This is a genomic window from Arthrobacter sp. G119Y2 (assembly GCF_038069765.1).
In the GTDB taxonomy this organism is placed as follows: Bacteria; Actinomycetota; Actinomycetes; order Actinomycetales; family Micrococcaceae; genus Arthrobacter_B.
In genome coordinates this window covers 89,891-105,812 of sequence record NZ_JBBPFS010000004.1, presented here as the reverse complement: position 1 = coordinate 105,812, position 15,922 = coordinate 89,891, and the positions used below count along the sequence as shown (strand labels likewise).

The 15,922-nt window shown below is 66.6% G+C and carries 17 protein-coding genes; 9 read left to right on the top strand and 8 right to left on the bottom strand.

Going from position 1 to position 15,922, the window contains the following annotated elements; translation table 11 throughout:
* Window positions 1–89 precede the first annotated feature (89 nt).
* On the top strand, window positions 90–920 hold the full coding sequence (locus WKB88_RS09795) for a sugar-binding transcriptional regulator (RefSeq protein ID WP_341394379.1): 831 nt from the start codon (window positions 90–92) through the stop codon (window positions 918–920).
* Here the strand turns inward: WKB88_RS09795 and WKB88_RS09790 are convergent.
* On the bottom strand, window positions 917–2,416 hold the full coding sequence (locus tag WKB88_RS09790; protein ID WP_341394378.1) for a mannitol dehydrogenase family protein: 1,500 nt from the start codon (window positions 2,414–2,416) through the stop codon (window positions 917–919). The two genes, WKB88_RS09795 and WKB88_RS09790, sit on opposite strands and share 4 nt — an antisense overlap.
* A 65-nt stretch (window positions 2,417–2,481) precedes the next feature.
* A complete protein-coding gene (locus tag WKB88_RS09785) occupies window positions 2,482–2,739 on the bottom strand; it encodes a hypothetical protein (protein ID WP_341394377.1) in 258 nt (85 codons plus the stop codon).
* Here WKB88_RS09785 and WKB88_RS09780 point away from each other — a divergent pair.
* The 5 genes from WKB88_RS09780 (at window position 2,729) to WKB88_RS09760 (ending at window position 8,693) form a co-directional block, all read left to right on the top strand.
* A complete protein-coding gene (locus WKB88_RS09780; RefSeq protein WP_341394376.1) occupies window positions 2,729–4,114 on the top strand; it encodes an alanine/glycine:cation symporter family protein in 1,386 nt (461 codons plus the stop codon). The genes WKB88_RS09785 and WKB88_RS09780 overlap by 11 nt on opposite strands.
* Before the next feature lie 144 nt (window positions 4,115–4,258).
* On the top strand, window positions 4,259–6,118 hold the full coding sequence (locus tag WKB88_RS09775; protein WP_341394375.1) for an L-lactate permease: 1,860 nt from the start codon (window positions 4,259–4,261) through the stop codon (window positions 6,116–6,118).
* 1 nt (window position 6,119) lies between these two features.
* Entirely contained in the window at window positions 6,120–7,517 is a 1,398-nt protein-coding gene (locus WKB88_RS09770; RefSeq protein ID WP_341394374.1) for an FAD-binding oxidoreductase, read from the top strand.
* A gap of 53 nt (window positions 7,518–7,570) precedes the next feature.
* Window positions 7,571–7,744: a hypothetical protein gene (locus tag WKB88_RS09765; protein WP_341394373.1), complete on the top strand. Its 174-nt coding sequence runs from the start codon at window positions 7,571–7,573 to the stop codon at window positions 7,742–7,744.
* Between the two features lie 103 nt (window positions 7,745–7,847).
* A complete protein-coding gene (locus WKB88_RS09760; protein WP_341394372.1) occupies window positions 7,848–8,693 on the top strand; it encodes an HpcH/HpaI aldolase/citrate lyase family protein in 846 nt (281 codons plus the stop codon).
* A gap of 45 nt (window positions 8,694–8,738) precedes the next feature.
* Here WKB88_RS09760 and WKB88_RS09755 read toward each other — a convergent pair whose 3' ends face one another.
* Window positions 8,739–9,320, bottom strand: a complete 582-nt coding sequence (locus WKB88_RS09755; protein ID WP_341394371.1) for a dienelactone hydrolase family protein — start codon at window positions 9,318–9,320, stop codon at window positions 8,739–8,741.
* A gap of 117 nt (window positions 9,321–9,437) precedes the next feature.
* On the opposite strand from WKB88_RS09755, the gene WKB88_RS09750 reads away from it, so the two are divergent.
* On the top strand, window positions 9,438–9,866 hold the full coding sequence (locus WKB88_RS09750; RefSeq protein ID WP_341394370.1) for a helix-turn-helix domain-containing protein: 429 nt from the start codon (window positions 9,438–9,440) through the stop codon (window positions 9,864–9,866).
* 51 nt (window positions 9,867–9,917) lie between these two features.
* Here WKB88_RS09750 and WKB88_RS09745 read toward each other — a convergent pair whose 3' ends face one another.
* The 4 genes from WKB88_RS09745 to WKB88_RS09730 all read right to left on the bottom strand — a co-directional run bounded on the left by WKB88_RS09745 (window position 9,918) and on the right by WKB88_RS09730 (window position 12,279).
* Window positions 9,918–10,505 (bottom strand): ClpP family protease, encoded by a 588-nt coding sequence (locus tag WKB88_RS09745; RefSeq protein WP_341394369.1) that lies wholly within the window; start codon window positions 10,503–10,505, stop codon window positions 9,918–9,920.
* Window positions 10,502–11,140 (bottom strand): ClpP family protease, encoded by a 639-nt coding sequence (locus WKB88_RS09740; protein ID WP_341394368.1) that lies wholly within the window; start codon window positions 11,138–11,140, stop codon window positions 10,502–10,504. Before WKB88_RS09740 ends, WKB88_RS09745 begins: the two co-directional genes overlap by 4 nt.
* Before the next feature lie 77 nt (window positions 11,141–11,217).
* Window positions 11,218–11,685 (bottom strand): ribonuclease E activity regulator RraA, encoded by a 468-nt coding sequence (rraA, locus tag WKB88_RS09735; protein ID WP_341394367.1) that lies wholly within the window; start codon window positions 11,683–11,685, stop codon window positions 11,218–11,220.
* 21 nt (window positions 11,686–11,706) lie between these two features.
* Window positions 11,707–12,279: a TetR/AcrR family transcriptional regulator gene (locus WKB88_RS09730; protein WP_341394366.1), complete on the bottom strand. Its 573-nt coding sequence runs from the start codon at window positions 12,277–12,279 to the stop codon at window positions 11,707–11,709.
* Window positions 12,280–12,386: 107 nt separating this feature from the next.
* On the opposite strand from WKB88_RS09730, the gene WKB88_RS09725 reads away from it, so the two are divergent.
* Window positions 12,387–13,910 carry an MFS transporter gene (locus WKB88_RS09725; protein ID WP_341394365.1) on the top strand — a complete coding sequence of 508 codons (1,524 nt, stop codon included), beginning with the start codon at window positions 12,387–12,389 and terminating at the stop codon, window positions 13,908–13,910.
* Between the two features lie 35 nt (window positions 13,911–13,945).
* Here the strand turns inward: WKB88_RS09725 and WKB88_RS09720 are convergent, their stop codons facing one another.
* Complete coding sequence (locus tag WKB88_RS09720; RefSeq protein WP_341394364.1) at window positions 13,946–14,401, bottom strand: universal stress protein; 456 nt, start codon at window positions 14,399–14,401, stop codon at window positions 13,946–13,948.
* Between the two features lie 110 nt (window positions 14,402–14,511).
* Between WKB88_RS09720 and WKB88_RS09715 the strand changes: the two genes are divergently transcribed.
* Entirely contained in the window at window positions 14,512–15,717 is a 1,206-nt protein-coding gene (locus tag WKB88_RS09715) for a multidrug effflux MFS transporter (protein WP_341394363.1), read from the top strand.
* Window positions 15,718–15,922: the final 205 nt, after the last annotated feature.

Genomic DNA, 15,922 nt, shown 5'->3' with positions numbered 1-15,922 from the left:
AACTTCTGGCCAGGATCGGCCGGGATTATTACCTCTCCAACCACTCGAAGGTGGAGATTGCCCGAAGCTATGGGATTTCGCGGTTTCAAGTGGCCCGGCACCTCGAAGAGGCCCGAACGCTGGGAATTGTGCACATCGACGTCCGCTTTCCCCGTCCGGCTTCGGATCCGGAACCCGGCCGGCTGGCAGAACTCCTCGGAATAGACCGGGTTGAAATCACTCCCACCGGGCCGGATGACCGGACAACCCGCAAAGCCATGGCTCAAAAAGCGGCCGAAGAACTGATGAATGCAGCGCAGCCCGGCGCCACGGTGGGCATTTCCTGGTCCCGCACGCTGGACCTGGCCGCCGGCTATGTCACTGATCTGCCGCCGTGCAACATCGTCCAGCTGGCCGGTGCCCTCCCGGTTCCGGGCAGCGGCAATTCTCTGGAACTGATCCAGAGCCTGGGCAGGCACCCCGGGGTGAGCACCTGGCCGCTGTGGGCTCCGCTGGTGGTCGAGCACGCCGACACCGCAGACAGCCTGCGCCGCCAGCCGGAAATCGCTGACACGCTGGCACGGGCGGACACGCTGGATGCCGCCGTGGTTGCCGTCGGCGCCTGGACGCCGGGACTTTCCACCGTGTGGGACAGGGTGGACAACCGGCTCCGGCTGCAGGCCGCGCGTGCCGGTGCCGTCGCCGAATGTTCCGGACGGCTCCTGGACGCAGCCGGCCGGCCGGTCGATTCCGAACTCGAGGACCGGGTGCTGGCAGTTACGGTGGCCCAGTTGCAGAACACCCCCAAGGTGGTGGCCGTAGCGCAGGGGGCCGCCCGCGCCGATGCTGTCCGCGCGGTGCTGGCGGCCGGATTCATCACCACCCTGCTGGTGGATGAAGAGCTCGCTGCTGCCCTGTTGGCCGGCGGCGGGAGCCCTTAGTTCCCCTGGGTGTGGTTTTCCCCGTTCCGGACCAGCCCTTCGACCGTGGCCCGCGCCCCGGCGTCGTGCAGCGAAGCCAGGGCGCCGGTGTAGGCGCTGACAAACCGGTCATTGGACGCCAAATCCCCGAAGAGCTCCGGGTTGGAGATGAAAGCGAGCGGATCTTCGCGGTTGCGTGCCGCGGCCGCCGTCAGCGGTTCCCGCAGCCGGTCCACCACCGTGATGGGTTCGCCCTGTTCATCGGTTCCCTCGGCATACCGGGCCCAGCTCGCGACGATGGCGGCGGAGCGGTGGATGTCGCCGCCGGCGGCCAGGTTCTCGCGGATAACCGGCAGCAGCCACTTGGGAATCCGGTCCGAGCTCTCGGCGCACAGCCGGGCGAGCGTGTCACGGACGTATTCGTTGGAGAACCGCTCAATCAGCTTGTGCTTGTAGCCGGCCAGGTCCACGCCCGGCAGCGGCTTGAGCGTAGGCGTAGCCTCCTTGTCCATGTAATCCAGCAGGAACCGGGCAAACAGCGGGTCCTGGCAGACCTCGTGGGCGTACCGGTAACCGGCAAGGTAGCCGAAATAGCACAGGCCCTGGTGGCTCGCGTTAAGCAGGCGCAGCTTCATGAGTTCGTAGGGTTCGACGTCGTCGACCATCTGGACGCCAACCTCCTCAAAGGCCGGGCGCCCCAGGGGAAAATGATCTTCAAGCACCCACTGCTCAAAGTCCTCGCTGACGACCGGCCACGCGTCCTCCACGCCGAAGTCCTCCGCCACCATGGACCGGTCCTCATCCGTGGTGACCGGCGTGATCCGGTCCACCATGGAGTTCGGGAAGGCGACGTTTTCCTGCATCCACTGACCGAAGTCCGGGTCGCGCAGACGTGCGAAGGCGGTGAACATACCGGCGGCAACGTCTCCGTTGCCCTGGATGTTGTCGCAGGACATGACCGTGAACGGCGGCAGCCCGCGGTCCCGGCGCCGCTGCAAAGCTTCGGTGACCAGTCCGAAGACCGTGGACGGGACCGCGCCCGGCACCAGGTCCGCCGCCACGGCGGGGTTGGCGGCGTCGAATTCACCGGTGACGTGGTGGAAGTTGTACCCGCCCTCGGTGATGGTCAGCGAGACAACGCGGGTGCCGGGTGCCGCCATTTTTTCGATGACGGCTTCCGGGTCCTCCGGCGCCAGCAGGTACTCGATCATGGAGCCGATAACGCGTCCCTCCCGGGTGCCGTCCGGATTTTTGAGTACCAGCGTGTACAGGCAGTCCTGGGTTTCCATGACGGTTTTCATGGCGGCGTCGGAGGGCAGCACGCCCACCCCGCAGATGGCCCAGTCGCCGGCGGCTCCGGCATTCATCAGCCGGTCCAGGTACATGGCCTGATGCGCGCGGTGGAAGCCGCCCACACCAAAGTGGACAATCCCCACGGTGAGCTTGGAGCGGTCATAGGACGGCACCGCCACGTTGGCGGAGATGCCGGGCAGCGAAGACGTGCTGAGTTTGGTCATGGTCACACCTGGGGACGAGGCGGATAGGTGCCGATCAATCTAGCATGTGAGCGGCCGTGGACCCATCAAATGAGCGCATCCCCGAAAAGGCGGAAGGCGCGCGTCTGAGCGCCCCGAAGGGCATCCTCTGCCGTTTCGGTGTGCAGCGGGACGGCCGCCCAGGTCTCTTCCAGCGGTACGGCAAGCCGCTTGTGATTTGGATTACCCCATGGTTTAAGTAAGGCTGAGGACTTCGTTTCGGCAGCAGGCTTACCCGTCACCATCGGTGACATCAGCTTTCCGGTTGTCGTCGCATGGCTGATCGTGGCGGGGGTGGTCTTCACCTTCTACTTCGGTTTCATCCAGTTCCGCGGGTTGCGGGTGGCCGCACAGGTGGTCCGCGGTAAGTTCTCCTCGAAGGATGATCCGGGGGAAGTGCCGCATTTCCAGGCCCTTACCTCCGCTCTCTCCGGCACGGTAGGGCTGGGTAACATTGCCGGCGTCGGTGCAGCCATGGCGCTCGGCGGGCCGGGTGCGACCTTCTGGATGATTCTTGCCGGACTGCTGGGCATGGCCTCGAAGTTCGCGGAATGCACGCTCGGCGTGAAATACCGCGAAATCCACGAAGACGGCTCCATCAGCGGCGGCCCCTTCAAGTACCTGCCCGTGGCCTTCAAACGGTTCGGCCGGTGGCCCGCCAGGATCCTCACCGGAACCTTTGCGGTGGCCATCCTGATCTTCGGTATTGCCGGCGGCAACATGTTCCAGGCCAACCAGACCTTCGCGCAGATCCAGAACGTCACCGGCGGCGACGACGGGCTCCTCGGCAGCGCCGGAGCGGCTCTGATCTTCGGGCTGGTCCTGGCGGCCCTGGTGGCCGTGGTGATTCTCGGCGGCATCAAGTCCATCGGCGCGACCACCTCCAAACTGGTGCCGGCCATGGGCGGCGTCTACATCCTGGCGTGCCTGTTCGTCATCATCGTCAACTTCGAAAACGTCCCGGCGGCGTTCGGCGCCATTATCGACGGTGCCTTCCGGCCGGAGGGCTTTGCCGGCGGAATCCTCGGCGTCATGATTGTCGGCTTCCAGCGGGCGTCCTTCTCGAATGAGGCAGGTGTTGGCTCCGCAGCGATCGCGCACTCCGCGGTCAAGACCCGCCGCCCGGTCAGCGAGGGTTTCGTGGCGCTCTTCGAGCCGCTGGTGGATACAGTGCTCATCTGCACCATGACTGCGCTCGCCATCATCATGGCGTCCACGCCCAGCCTGCAGGCGGGTATCGACCAGGTGCAGAGCGGCGGAGATGCGCCCGACGGCGTGATCCTCACCTCCGACGCCTTCGCCACCGTTCTGCCGTGGTTCCCGATTGTCCTCTCCATCGCCGTCGCGCTCTTCGCCTACTCCACCCTCATTACCTGGTCCTATTACGGCCTGAAGTCCTGGGAATATCTCTTTGGCCGCGGGCGCCGCCGGGAAATCACCTACAAGGTCATCTTCCTGACCTTCACCGTGGCCGGCTGTGTCCTGTCCTTCAGCCAGGTCATCAGCTTCGCTGACGCCGCGCTCTTTGTCTGCGCCTTCGTGAACCTGCTCGGTGTCTACCTGCTGCTGCCGGTCATCAAACGGGAAATGAAGGCCTACCTGGCGGACCGCAAGAGCGGCAAGCTCGAGCTGCTCGGTATTGACGCCCAGGATATTAGGGACGCAGCCCCCAGCAGCTAACCCCAACTGCGGTGGCCGGTGCGCTGTTGGGCGCCGGCCCCGTTGACCGCCGGCCGCTGCGGGCCTAGGGTGACGCTACGCTCACGGCGACAGGGACGCCCTGTCCGGAATGAGCGACGGCCACGGCGGAACAAAGGGGTTTTCGTGGACATCCAGGCGCAGACGTTTGAACAGATCCTTAATCCGGCGGGCGGGTCCCTGGGACTTTCGGCGGCTCTGGCCGCTTTGCCGCTGATCCTGCTGTTTGTCCTGCTGGGCGTTTTCCGCATGAAGGCGTACCAGGCCGGAATCATCAGCCTGGTGCTCTCCATCCTGCTGGCGGCGGTTGTGTGGCGGATGCCGGTGGACCAGGTTGCGGCGGCCACCGGGCTGGGCGCCTTTTACGCCGTCTTTCCCATCCTCTGGATCCTGATCAACGCGCTGTGGATCTACAAGCTCACGGTGGCAACACCGTGGTTTGAAGTGCTGGGACGAACCATCCGCTCCATCTCCGACGACCTGCGGATCCTCTCCATCCTCATCGCTTTCTGCTTCGGCGCACTGCTGGAGTCCCTGGCCGGGTTCGGGGCGCCGGTGGCGATTGCCGCAGCCATGCTGATGGCCGCCGGGATGAAACCGCTGAAATCGGCCATGGTCGCGCTGCTGGCCAACACCGCACCCGTCGCATTCGGAGCCATGGCGGCGCCCATCATCGCCCTGAACGGCGTAACGGGGATTCCGCTGCAGGAGCTGTCCTCCATGACCGGCCGGCAAACACCGTTCATCGCGCTGGTGGTACCCCTGATCCTGGTGTTCCTGGTGGACGGAAAGCGCGGACTGCGGCAAACGTGGCCGGTGGCACTCGTCTCCGGGGTCGTTTTCGGACTGGCGCAGTTTGTGGCCTCGAACTACTTCGTGGTGGAGCTGACCGACGTCGTTGCCGCGGTGGCCACCGTCATCGCCGTGCTGCTCATGCTCCGCGTCTGGCAGCCGGCGGAACTCATCGGCATGTCCGGACAGGTCCAGGGTGCGGATGATTCCGGGCAGGAGACGGGGCCGGAAAGCTCCGGGCAGGAGACGGCCGCGGGGAGTGTTTCTCCTCCGGAGGGCGGCGGCAGGCGGCGCCGTTCCGCTGCGGCGCCGGTTGGCGGTGCCTCAGCCTATGCGGTGCCCGTCAGCGCCTCCGGAACGCCGGCGCCGGAGCCGGATTCCGGCGGCATGTCCGGCGGCTCATCCGCTGCCGAAGCTGCCCCCGCATCCGCAGCGGGCACAACCCGCCCCGATGCCCGCAACGTCTGGATGGCCACCGCTCCCTACCTGATCATCATCGCGGTGTTCTCCCTGGCCCAAGTACCGGGAATCAAGGCCTGGCTGACCGAAATCGGCAGCGTGACCTTCCGCTGGCCGGGCCTGGACGTCGTGGATTCAAACGGCAAGGCGATCAGCGCGCAGACGCTCCGTTTTGACCACATCCGCGCCACCGGAACCCTGCTGCTGTTTGCCGGTATCCTGACCATGCTGCTCTACCGCATCCGGCCCGCACAGGGGCTGAAGGTTTACGGGGAAACCCTGAAGCAGCTGCGCTGGACGATCGTGACCGTCTGCGCCGTGCTGGCGCTGTCCTTCGTCATGAACCTCTCGGGCCAGACCACCACCCTGGGCGTCGCCCTTGCCTCGGCCGGCGGATTCTTTGCTCTCCTGTCACCGCTGCTGGGCTGGATTGGCGTTGCCCTCACCGGGTCGGACACCTCCTCCAATTCGCTGTTCGGCCAGCTGCAGGTGGCCGCCGCCAATGAAACGGGGCTGTCCGCAACGCTGATGGCGGCGTCGAACTCATCCGCCGGCGTACTCGGAAAGATGCTCTCGCTGCAGAACCTTGCCATTGCTTCTGCGGCGGTGGGGCTGGAGGGAGCCGAAAGCACGCTGCTGCGCAAACTCATCGGCTGGAGCCTGGGGCTGCTGGTGCTGATGACCCTGCTGATTTGGCTGCAGTCGACGTCGATTCTGGGCTGGATGGTGCCCTAGCATGAGCCTCTTTTCCGACTCCGGGCCCCTGCTCGACTCGTCGGCGCCGGGCGCCAGCGACACTCTGCTGAGCGCGGCCCCCCACGCTTCCCGCGACGCCGGACACCGTGAACACGCCAGCACCGACCGTTCCGGCTTCGTGGCCCGGTCCCACCCGGACGGGGTGGTGTTTGCTGAATCTGCGGAAGACGTCGCGGCCACCCTGAAGCTGGCGACCGCCCACCGCGTGCCGGTGGTCCCGCGCGGGGCAGGCACCGGGCTGGCCGGGGGATCGTCCGCGCGCTCCGGCGAAGTGGTGCTGGATGTGTCCCGGATGAACCGGATCCTGCGCATCGATCCGGTGGAACAGCTGGCCGTGGTCCAGCCCGGGGTGCTGAACGCCGAGATTAATGCCGCTGCAGCCGAGTACGGACTCTTCTACGCGCCGGACCCAGCGAGCACCGCCATCTGCTCCATCGGCGGAAACATAGCCACCAACGCCGGCGGAATGCGCTGCGCCAAGTACGGCGTGACCCGGGAATCGGTGCTGGCGCTGCGGGTCATCCTGGCAGACGGGAGTGAGCTGCGCACCGGCCGGCAGACTATCAAGGGCGTCACCGGGTATGACCTGAATGCGCTGATGATCGGCTCCGAAGGAACCCTCGGCGTCGTTGTCGAAGCCACCCTGCGGCTGCGCCCGCTGCCGGTGGCCACCGCCACCGTGGCCGCTTTCTTTCCCGACGTCGAAAGCGCGGCCCGGGCAGCGTCCGCCGTTGTTGCGGCGCGGATCCAGCCCTCGATGATGGAACTGATCGACGGGCCCACCCTGGAGGCCGTCGATGCGGCGCTGGGCACTGACTACCGTTCCCGCGGCGCCTCCTTCCTCCTGGTGCAGACCGACGGCTACGGTGCGTTTTTGGAACAGGATGTGGTCCTTGAAGCCGTCCGCCCGCATGCCGGGTCCTGCGGCAAAGCGGCCGACGACGACGAAGCGGCCGCCTTTATCAGGGCTCGCCGGGAAGCTATCCCGTCCCTGGAGAAGATCGGACGGGTCTCCATCGGAGACATCGGAGTGCCGCGGGGCCGGCTGGCCGAGGCAGTTGCCGGGCTTGAGCGGATCGCGGCGGACACGGGCACCCGCATTTTCACCATCGCCCATGCCTCGGACGGAAACCTGCACCCCATGATTGTGATGGACCCGCAGGATCCGGTTGACGAGGGGCCGGCCAAGGAGGCCTTGGGCCAGATGTTCTTCCTGGCCAACCGGCTCGGCGGAACCTTGACCGGTGAACACGGCGTGGGCCTGCTGAAACGGGACTGGGTCGGTGCCGAATTGGGGGATGTGTCGCTGGGGGTGCAGCACGCCATCCGCCGGGCCCTTGATCCGCTGGGCATTCTCAATCCCGGCAAGGCTATCTGAGGGCGTCGTGTAGCCTCGGAGAACTTGTCGGGCAACAGCGGGGGGAAACAATGATGGCTGCTTCTGGTGTTAGTTTGATTTTTGCCCTGCTCATGTATCTGGCCATAGCCGCGGTGGCGGTCATGGCGGTGTGGGTGCTGGTGCTGCTGATCATCTTCCTGCGGCTGCGGATCGCTGAGTTGCGAGCTGCTGCCGGTTCGGCCGGTCTTCCCGGGCGCACGCGCTAGGGAAGCGACGGCCAGCTGCGGGGAACGCGCGGTTAAAGTGATCGTCGGCACATATGAGGCGTCCCATTTTAGGAACCGGCGCCGTGAAAGTAGTGTCTTATCCATGGCCCCCTTTCGAAACAGCCGCGCCGCGTCGCTGCCCGCAAAACTGTCCCGTTCCTGGCTGCTCGCCTCTGCAGCCGACGAAGCGAACTTTGCGCCGGCGCTGGCGTCCGAAGCGGACTCCGTGGTGTTCGACATGGAAGACGCCGTTCCGGCCGCCGGCAAGGCTGAAGCCCGCGAACGCGTAGTTGAGGCATTGTCCACCGGCATGACCGCCTGGGTGCGTGTCAACGGCATCGAAACCGATTACTGGGCAGATGACCTGGCTGCGCTGTCCAAGGCGCCGGGCCTGCGCGGCGTGATGCTGGCCATGACTGAAAAGCCCGAGCAGGTCACCCACACGGCCATGCGCCTGCAGGCCGGCACTCCGGTGCTCGCACTCGTTGAATCCGCACTGGGCATCGAGAACGCGACGGCCATTGCCTCCGCCCCGGGTACATTCCGCCTGGCCTTCGGGGTGGGTGACTTCCGTCGCGACACCGGTGCCTCCGATGATCCGATGGCGCTGGCCTATGCCCGCTCCAAGCTTGTGGTCGCTTCCCGCGTCGGGCAGCTGCCCGGGCCGATCGACGGCCCCACCGTCGGCGCCCTGGGCGAAAAGCTGCTGGAAGCCTGCAAGGTGACCCAGTCCATGGGCATGACCGGCAAGCTGTGCCTGATGCCCGACGCCGCAGATACGATCAACCACGGGCTGTCGCCGAGCGAGTCGGAAGTCCAGTGGGCCCATGAACTGCTCGAAGCGCACGCCGCCGGTGCAGTGGTGGGCGACGGGTCCTACCTGCCGCGCTTGGCGCGCGCGCAGAAGATCTCCTCGCTGGCCGACTCCTACGGGCTCTGGAACGCCTAAAAGCTCCAGCTTTCCGGGCCGTTTCAGGAACCCGGGCCGCTTGGCCTAAGCGTCCGTTCGGGCCAGGAAATCCAGCACCCGCGCCGTGAGCGCGGGTGCTGCTGTTTCGTCATAGTCCTCCAAGCTGATGTCCGCGAACAAATGGGAGCTGCCCGGGTAGAGGAACAGCTCGGCTTCTGCGGAGCTTTCCACCAGGTTTTCCGCTGCGCTGAGGTCTCCCTCGTCCACGAAAATGGGGTCTGCATCCATGCCGTGAATCTGCACGGGAACGCCGGCGGGCCAGGAATCATCAAAGACGCCAAGCGGGACGCAGCCGCTGATCATGACAGCGCCCCGGGCGCCTGGCCGGGTCTGCGCCAGCCGCTGTGCCGGCAGGACGCCGAGCGAGAATCCCAGGTAGACCATCTCGTGCGGAAAGCGCCCGGCGATCCTCACTCCTGCGTCCTCCAGCTCCTGGAAGCCGATCTCTTCGGCATAGGCCAGGCCGTCGCCCGGTTCCAGAAAGGTCCGCCCGTCAAAGAGGTCGGGGACGGTGACGGTGTGCCCGGCTTCCCGCAGTACGTCGGCAAAGGCATCCACGCCCGGCGTCAGCCCCTGGGCATGGTGGAACATCAGGACATTGGCCAAGGGGAGCTCCCATCGCTGGTCGAAAAGCGGACGGACCCATCCTATTCGCGTCCCCGCAGAACTCTGCTGAGAGCAGAGCCCCTGTTGCCGCCCGCCCGCACCGTTTTACGATCAAGCATGGCCGACATCAGCGGAATTCAGAGTCCAGCGGGAACGCGCAGCACGGCCGGAGGGCAGCGGTCCGGCCGGCAGCACCCCCTCAAGCCCCGGGAGCCGCTGTGGCGGGAGGTCCTCGGGGAGCTGCTGAGGAGGCTTCGGCATGAACGCGGCCTCACACTGGGCGAGATTGCAGACCGGGCCGGGCTGTCTCCGCAGTACCTCTCCGAAATCGAGCGGGGCCTCAAAGAGCCGTCCAGCGAGATGATCGAGGCAGTAGCCGGGGCGCTGGGCGTCACCCTGGTTGATCTGACGCTGGCCGTCGCTGAAACGCTGATCCTCGCCGGCGGCGATGCGCCTGCCGCCCCTGCAGCTGCAGTCCGAGCCCCGCTCGCCCGGACGTCCGGCGGCCGGGCCGGCGGCCGTTCCTCCTTTACCCTCGCGGCCTGACCGGGCTCACCCTGGCCGGGCTCACCCTGGCCGGGCTCACCCTGGCCGGGCTCAGGCCTGCTCGATCACCCGGTCAATCAGCCCGTAGTCCCGGGCCGCAGCAGCGGTAAAGAGCCGGTCCCGGTCGGTGTCCGCGCGCAGCGTCTGCACGCTTTGGCCCGTCCGGCGGGAGAGGATGGCCTCCATGTCGGACCGGACCCGCACCAGCTCGTCGGCCTGCAGGATCAGATCAGGGATGGTGCCCCGGCCCTGGGCTGCCGGCTGGTGGAGGACAATCCGCGCGTGGGGCAGCGCCGCCCGCTTCCCCTCGGCGCCGGCCGCGAGCAGGACCGCGCCGACGGCGACAGCCTGGCCAACGCAGGTGGTGGCCACGTCCGGTCGAATGAACCGGATGGTGTCGTAGACGGCCAGCATGGCGCTGGGGTCTCCGCCGTCGCAGTTAATGTACAGATCAATATCCCTGTCCGGGCTCGCCGAATGCAGGTACAGCAGCTGGGCGATCAGGGCGTTTGCCACCCCGGCGTCAATCGCGGTACCGAGGTAGACAACCCGCTCCGTGAGCAGGTGCGAATAGATGTCCATGATCCGCTCGCCGCGCGGATGCTGGGCCACCACAGTGGGAATGGTGTAGCTGCTCATCGTGTCTCCTCCGCAAGGGGTACGGCGGGGCGGCCGAACCCGGCGGCCACCCGGTGCCGGGGACGGAACTCGTCAAAGTCCCGGACGATGGAATCGATGAACCCGTAATCCAGCGCCTCCCGGGCGGTGTACCAGTGGTCATGCAGAGAGTCCTCAAAAACCCGTTCCGCGGGTTGCCCGGTGTCTTCCGAAATGAGCCGCAGCACGGTGTCCCGGGTGTGCCGCAGGTCGTCGGCCTGCAGTTCGATGTCGACGGCGGTGCCTGCGATCCCGGCGGATCCCTGGTGCATCAGGACCCGGGCATGAGGCAGGGCCCGGCGCTTGCCGTGCGTTCCGGCGGAGAGCAGGAACTGGCCGGCGGAGCACGCGATGCCAAACGCCAGTGTCGAGACATCGTTGGGCACGGCCCGCATGAGGTCCCGGATTGCCAGCATCGCCGGGACGGATCCGCCGGGGGAGTGGATCCACAGGGCTATGTCGGTCAGCGGATCCTCGGCGGCCAGGGCAATCAGTTGGGCGGCGAGCAGTGTTCCATTGTCGTCATCCAGCGGACCGTCCAGAACCAGGACGCGGCGCTCGTAGAATTCGCGGCGGATAGTTTCAGTGAACAGGGGTGTTTTCCCGGAATCATTCATGACTCCACGGTGCCTCCGGAACCTGCTGCCGGATAGGCGAATCTGCCGGCAGCAGATCTGCTGCCGGCAGCGCGTCCCTAGCGCTCGACCAGGATTCCGTCGTCGTCGGCGTAAAGAACGGCTCCCGGCCGGAAGACTGCGCCGCCGAATTCCACGGTCACGTCCATTTCTCCTGCAGACTCCTTCGCACTCTTGCGGGGGTTGGAGCCCAGGGCCTTCACCCCCAGCGGCAGTCCGGCCAAGGCGGCGCGGTCACGGACGGCGCCGTTGATCACGACGCCGGCCCAGCCGTTGGCCACGGCGGCCTCGGCGATCATGTCCCCCATGAGTGCGGTGTTCAGCGACCCGCCGCCGTCGACGACGAGGACCGCACCGTCGCCCGGGGAGTTCAGGACGGACTTGACCAGCCCGTTGTCTTCCATGCAGCGGATGGTGCGGACGGGTCCGGTGAAAGCGGTGCTGCCGCCCAGATCCTGAAACTGCAGTGACACGGAGGCCAGGTTCTCGCCGTGCCGGTCGTAAAGGTCTGCTGTGCTGATTTCCATGGTCCTACTGTGGCACAGGCCCTAGCGTGAGCGTTGGAGGGAAGCTGCATGGGTTTTGAGGACTTCCACGACTTCCAGCAGCTCGGCTACGGATTCCGCTGTGGACGTGCTCTTCTCCCGGGGCCAGCCGCCGGCGAGCCCCTGGTTGTAGTACAGGCCGTCGCCCAGGAGCAGGATGGCACGCGCGATGGCCGGGTTGCCGACCTCCTGGAGGATCAGCTGCATCCAATTGTGGTGAATCTGTTCCAGCATGGCCGATGCGTCCGGGTCCGAGGCCTGGGCCAGGCGGACGACGCCGATCAGCGCGCGGTCCAGCGCGCTGCCCACGTAGACGGATTCGCGGACCAGATACCGGGCCGGACCCTCGGGGTCCGCGCTCATTGCCTTCATGTCAACGGCTGCCAGTTCCCCGAGCCTGGTGATGAGTGCTGCGGCCAGGGCTTCCTTGTTCTTGAAATGGTAGAGCAGTCCGCCTTTGGACACTCCGGCCAGTGCGATGACGGCGTCCATGGTGGCGCCGCGGGGACCCTCATTGATCAGCAGCTCCTCATAGGCGAAGAGGATGCGGTCCCGGGTGGAAGTGTGCTCAGGCATACGTTTACGCTACGCCATCTGTGCTGTACAGTCTAGACGGTACAGTAAAGCTTGCGGCCCCGTCCGCGCGTGCTGACACACCCCAATGATGAGCGAAGGAGACAGCTGTGCCCGCGGTACAGGAAGCACCCCACACCCAACGAGCCGGCCGGCGTGAATGGCTGGGTCTCGCTGTGCTCATGCTGCCGGTGCTGCTGATCTCAGTGGACAATACGGTCCTGAGCTTTGCGATCCCGTCACTGTCCCGCGCGCTCGCGCCCTCCGGGACCGAACTGCTGTGGATCGTGGACATCTACGCCCTGGTCCTGGCCGGACTGCTGGTGCCGATGGGTGCCCTGGGCGACCGGATCGGCCGGCGCCGGCTGCTGCTGATCGGCAGCGCCGGGTTTGGCCTGGTCTCCGCCGCAGCAGCTTTTGTCCCCACCGCCGAAGCGCTCATCGCGGCCCGGGCCCTGCTCGGCCTGTTCGGCGCCATGCTGATGCCGGCCACGCTGTCGCTGATCCGGAACATCTTCACCGTTCCGTCCCAGCGCAGGATCGCCATTGCCGTCTGGGCCGCAGGTTTCTCCGGCGGCGCTGCGCTGGGCCCCATCGTCGGCGGCCTGCTGCTGGAGCACTTCTGGTGGGGTTCGGTGTTCCTGCTCTCCGTACCGGTGCTCATTCCGCTCCTGGTGTTCGGCCCGATGCTGCTGCCCGAGTCCCGCGACCCCAACCCGGGTCCGGTGGACCTGTGGAGCGTGCTGCTGGTCATGGCCGCCATGTTCCCGGTCGTCTACGGCATCAAGGCGATTGCGACGTCGGGGGTCGGCGCGGAATCGCTGGTTCCGATCGCCGTCGGGCTGGTCTTCGGCGTGCTCTTTGTCCGCCGCCAGCTCCGCCGGCTGCATCCCATGCTGGATGTGCGGCTGTTCCGCAATCCCACCTTCAGCGGGTCGATCGGCGCCAATCTGCTCAGCGTCTTCTCGCTGGTCGGCTTCATCTTCTTCCTGTCCCAGCACCTGCAGCTGGTCCTGGAGAAGTCTCCCCAGCAGGCCGGGCTGATCATGCTGCCGGGCCTTGTGCTGACCATCATCGCCGGCCTGGCCGTGGTGCGCGTTGTCCGGCACGTGCGTCCCGGCTACATCATTGCCGGCGGACTGCTGCTCAACGCCGTGGGTTACACCGTCATCCTGGTGACCGGAGGCGGCGGGGTGGGTGAACTGATGGCCGCGTTCATGGTGCTGGGCCTCGGGGTCGGCGCTGCGGAGACCATCTCCAACGACCTGATCCTCTCGTCCGTGCCGCCCACCAAGGCAGGCGCCGCCTCGGCGATCTCCGAGACCGCCTATGAAGTGGGCGCCGTCCTGGGCACCGCGGTGCTCGGCAGCATCCTGACCGCCGGCTACCGGAACGGCGTCGTGCTGCCTGAGGGTCTCGCCCCCGCTGATGCCGAAGCAGCGTCCGAAACCCTCGGCGGTGCCGTCGAGGCGGCGCAGCGGCTGCCGGAAGGTGCGGCGCATCAGCTGCTGGAGTCCGCCCGGGCCGCCTTTGATTCCGGCGTGGTTACCACGTCCCTTATCGGCGTGGTCCTGATGCTGGTTGCCGCCGCGGGGGCAGTGCTCATCCTGCGCCGCGCCACGGCGGACAACTAGACACCACAGCTGCCGCCCGCGCCGCCGCCGTTCCCCTAGGCGGGTTCTCCGGACTCGCCGCGGTGGACAATAAGCACCGGGCAGTGCGCGTGGGCGGCCAGCACCGAACTCACGGAACCGAGCAGCAGCCCGGCAAAGCCGCCCCGGCCGCGGTTGCCCACCACCAGCATCTCCGCGCCGCGGCTGGCTTCAATCAGAAGCTCCACCGGCGGGCCCACCAGCGCGGTACGTGTCAGGTCCGCCGGAATGTCGGTGCCGAACGCTTCCTGCAGCACGTCGTCCAGCGTGTGCTCCGCCTCGACGTGCGGAGACCATATGCCGGTGGGGATGGGGGACGTCAGCGAAATGGCCTGCTCCCACACCGTGATGACTCGCAGCGGGCAGCCAAGCACCGCAGCCAGGCGGTGGGCTTTCCACAGTGCTTCGATGGAGAGGCGGGAGCCGTCCACGCCCACGACAATCTGCTTGCGGTCCTCGTCGCCAGTGCTCATCGCGAAACCGTTCCTTTCCGGTCTGCGGGCCGTGCCGGAATTCTGCCCGCCGTCCCTTTCATCCTCCCCTCCGGCGGGGCCGCAGGCGAGGGGGACGTAGCATCATGCGTATGTTTCGCGCCCTTCGCCGCACTCCGGCCACCGTTATGACCACCGGTCTGCTCCTGGTCCTGGCGTTGCTCTCCGCCACCGGTCCGTTCGCCACGGACCTGTACCTCCCCTCGTTTCCGGTTATGACGGACGATCTCGGAGTGTCAGCCACGGGCGTGCAGCTCACGCTCACGGCCTTCCTGCTCGGCATGGGGACGGGGCAGCTGGTGTTCGGACCCCTGTCCGACCGTTACGGCCGCTTCCGCCCGCTCCTCTTGGGATCGGCGGGCTTCGTTCTGGCCTCAGCCGCCTGCGCGCTCGCCCCGACACTGGCAGTTCTGGTAGCCGCCCGGCTGGTGCAGGGATTGTGCGCCTCCGCCGGAGTGGTCATCGCCAGGGCCATGGTCGCGGATCTGACGACCGGAGCGACGTCGGCCCGCACCTTCAGCCTGTTGATGACGATCGGAGGGGTGGCTCCGGTCGTCGCACCGACAGTCGGCGGCCTGCTGGCGGAAACTGCGGGCTGGCGGGGAGTGCTCTGGGTGCTGGCGGGGCTGGCCCTGGTGATGTTCGTCTGTGCCGCTTCCGTTCTCTCTGAGACCCAGCCCCGCACGCACCGCAGCAGCGGGCCGATGCTGGCGGGCCTGGCCGGCGTGCTGCGCAAGCGGAAGTTCCTGGGCTACGCAGTCCTGTTTGCCAGCACCTTTGGAGTGTTAATGGGATACATTTCAGCCTCTCCGTTCATTTACCAAAACCTCATGGGACTCTCGGCGTCGGCCTACGGAATGGCCTTCGGTATCAATGCCCTGGGGCTGGTGGCTTCCGGGTTCATCTCCGCCCGGCTGGCCCGGCGCGTTCCGCCGCGGAAGACAGTCACCGCCGCGGTTTCCGTGCTGCTCGCGATGTCCCTGGCGATACTGGCGCTGACGGTCACCGCAGCCCCGCCCCTGCTGCTGGCCGTGCCCATCTTCTGTGCAGCGTCTTCGGTGGGTTTCATCATGGGCAACACCACCTCCCTGGCACTGGCCGAAGTGGGGCGGGCGGCTGGCAGCGGTTCGGCGGTCTTGGGCGGCGGACAGTTCTTCGCGGGTGCACTCGTGTCACCGCTCACCGGGCTGGCAGGGGGAGGATCAGCACTGCCGCTGGCGGTCATCATGACGCTGTCAGCGCTCGCTGCCGTGACCGCCCTGTACTCCACCCGAACGCGCAGGGCGCCGGCTGGGTAGACTCGTCTGACTATGCGAACCATGAATAAGTATCGAACCGTCATTGTCTGGCTCCTGATTATTGCTCTGGTGGCCAGTGTCAGCGTGGGGTTCCTCAGCATGCTGTTTTAGCCTCCGGCAGGGCCAAACTTGAGCCGGGAAGTCCTGCAGGTCTAGGATAGTAAGCATACTTACGCTTGTTCTCCCGGCGGGAATCCGCTCGCCC

What these genes read in the sequence shown, in the direction of transcription:
- WKB88_RS09790 (WP_341394378.1), bottom strand. Translation starts at nt 2,416, where the DNA reads ATGACCAAACTCAGCACGTCTTCGCTGCCCGGCATCTCCGCCAACGTG.
- WKB88_RS09770 (WP_341394374.1), top strand. Translation starts at nt 6,120, where the DNA reads ATGAGCCTCTTTTCCGACTCCGGGCCCCTGCTCGACTCGTCGGCGCCG.
- WKB88_RS09765 (WP_341394373.1), top strand. Translation starts at nt 7,571, where the DNA reads ATGGCTGCTTCTGGTGTTAGTTTGATTTTTGCCCTGCTCATGTATCTG.
- WKB88_RS09760 (WP_341394372.1), top strand. Translation starts at nt 7,848, where the DNA reads ATGGCCCCCTTTCGAAACAGCCGCGCCGCGTCGCTGCCCGCAAAACTG.
- WKB88_RS09750 (WP_341394370.1), top strand. Translation starts at nt 9,438, where the DNA reads ATGGCCGACATCAGCGGAATTCAGAGTCCAGCGGGAACGCGCAGCACG.
- WKB88_RS09745 (WP_341394369.1), bottom strand. Translation starts at nt 10,505, where the DNA reads ATGAGCAGCTACACCATTCCCACTGTGGTGGCCCAGCATCCGCGCGGC.
- WKB88_RS09740 (WP_341394368.1), bottom strand. Translation starts at nt 11,140, where the DNA reads ATGAATGATTCCGGGAAAACACCCCTGTTCACTGAAACTATCCGCCGC.
- rraA (WP_341394367.1), bottom strand. Translation starts at nt 11,685, where the DNA reads ATGGAAATCAGCACAGCAGACCTTTACGACCGGCACGGCGAGAACCTG.
- WKB88_RS09730 (WP_341394366.1), bottom strand. Translation starts at nt 12,279, where the DNA reads ATGCCTGAGCACACTTCCACCCGGGACCGCATCCTCTTCGCCTATGAG.
- WKB88_RS09720 (WP_341394364.1), bottom strand. Translation starts at nt 14,401, where the DNA reads ATGAGCACTGGCGACGAGGACCGCAAGCAGATTGTCGTGGGCGTGGAC.
- WKB88_RS09715 (WP_341394363.1), top strand. Translation starts at nt 14,512, where the DNA reads ATGTTTCGCGCCCTTCGCCGCACTCCGGCCACCGTTATGACCACCGGT.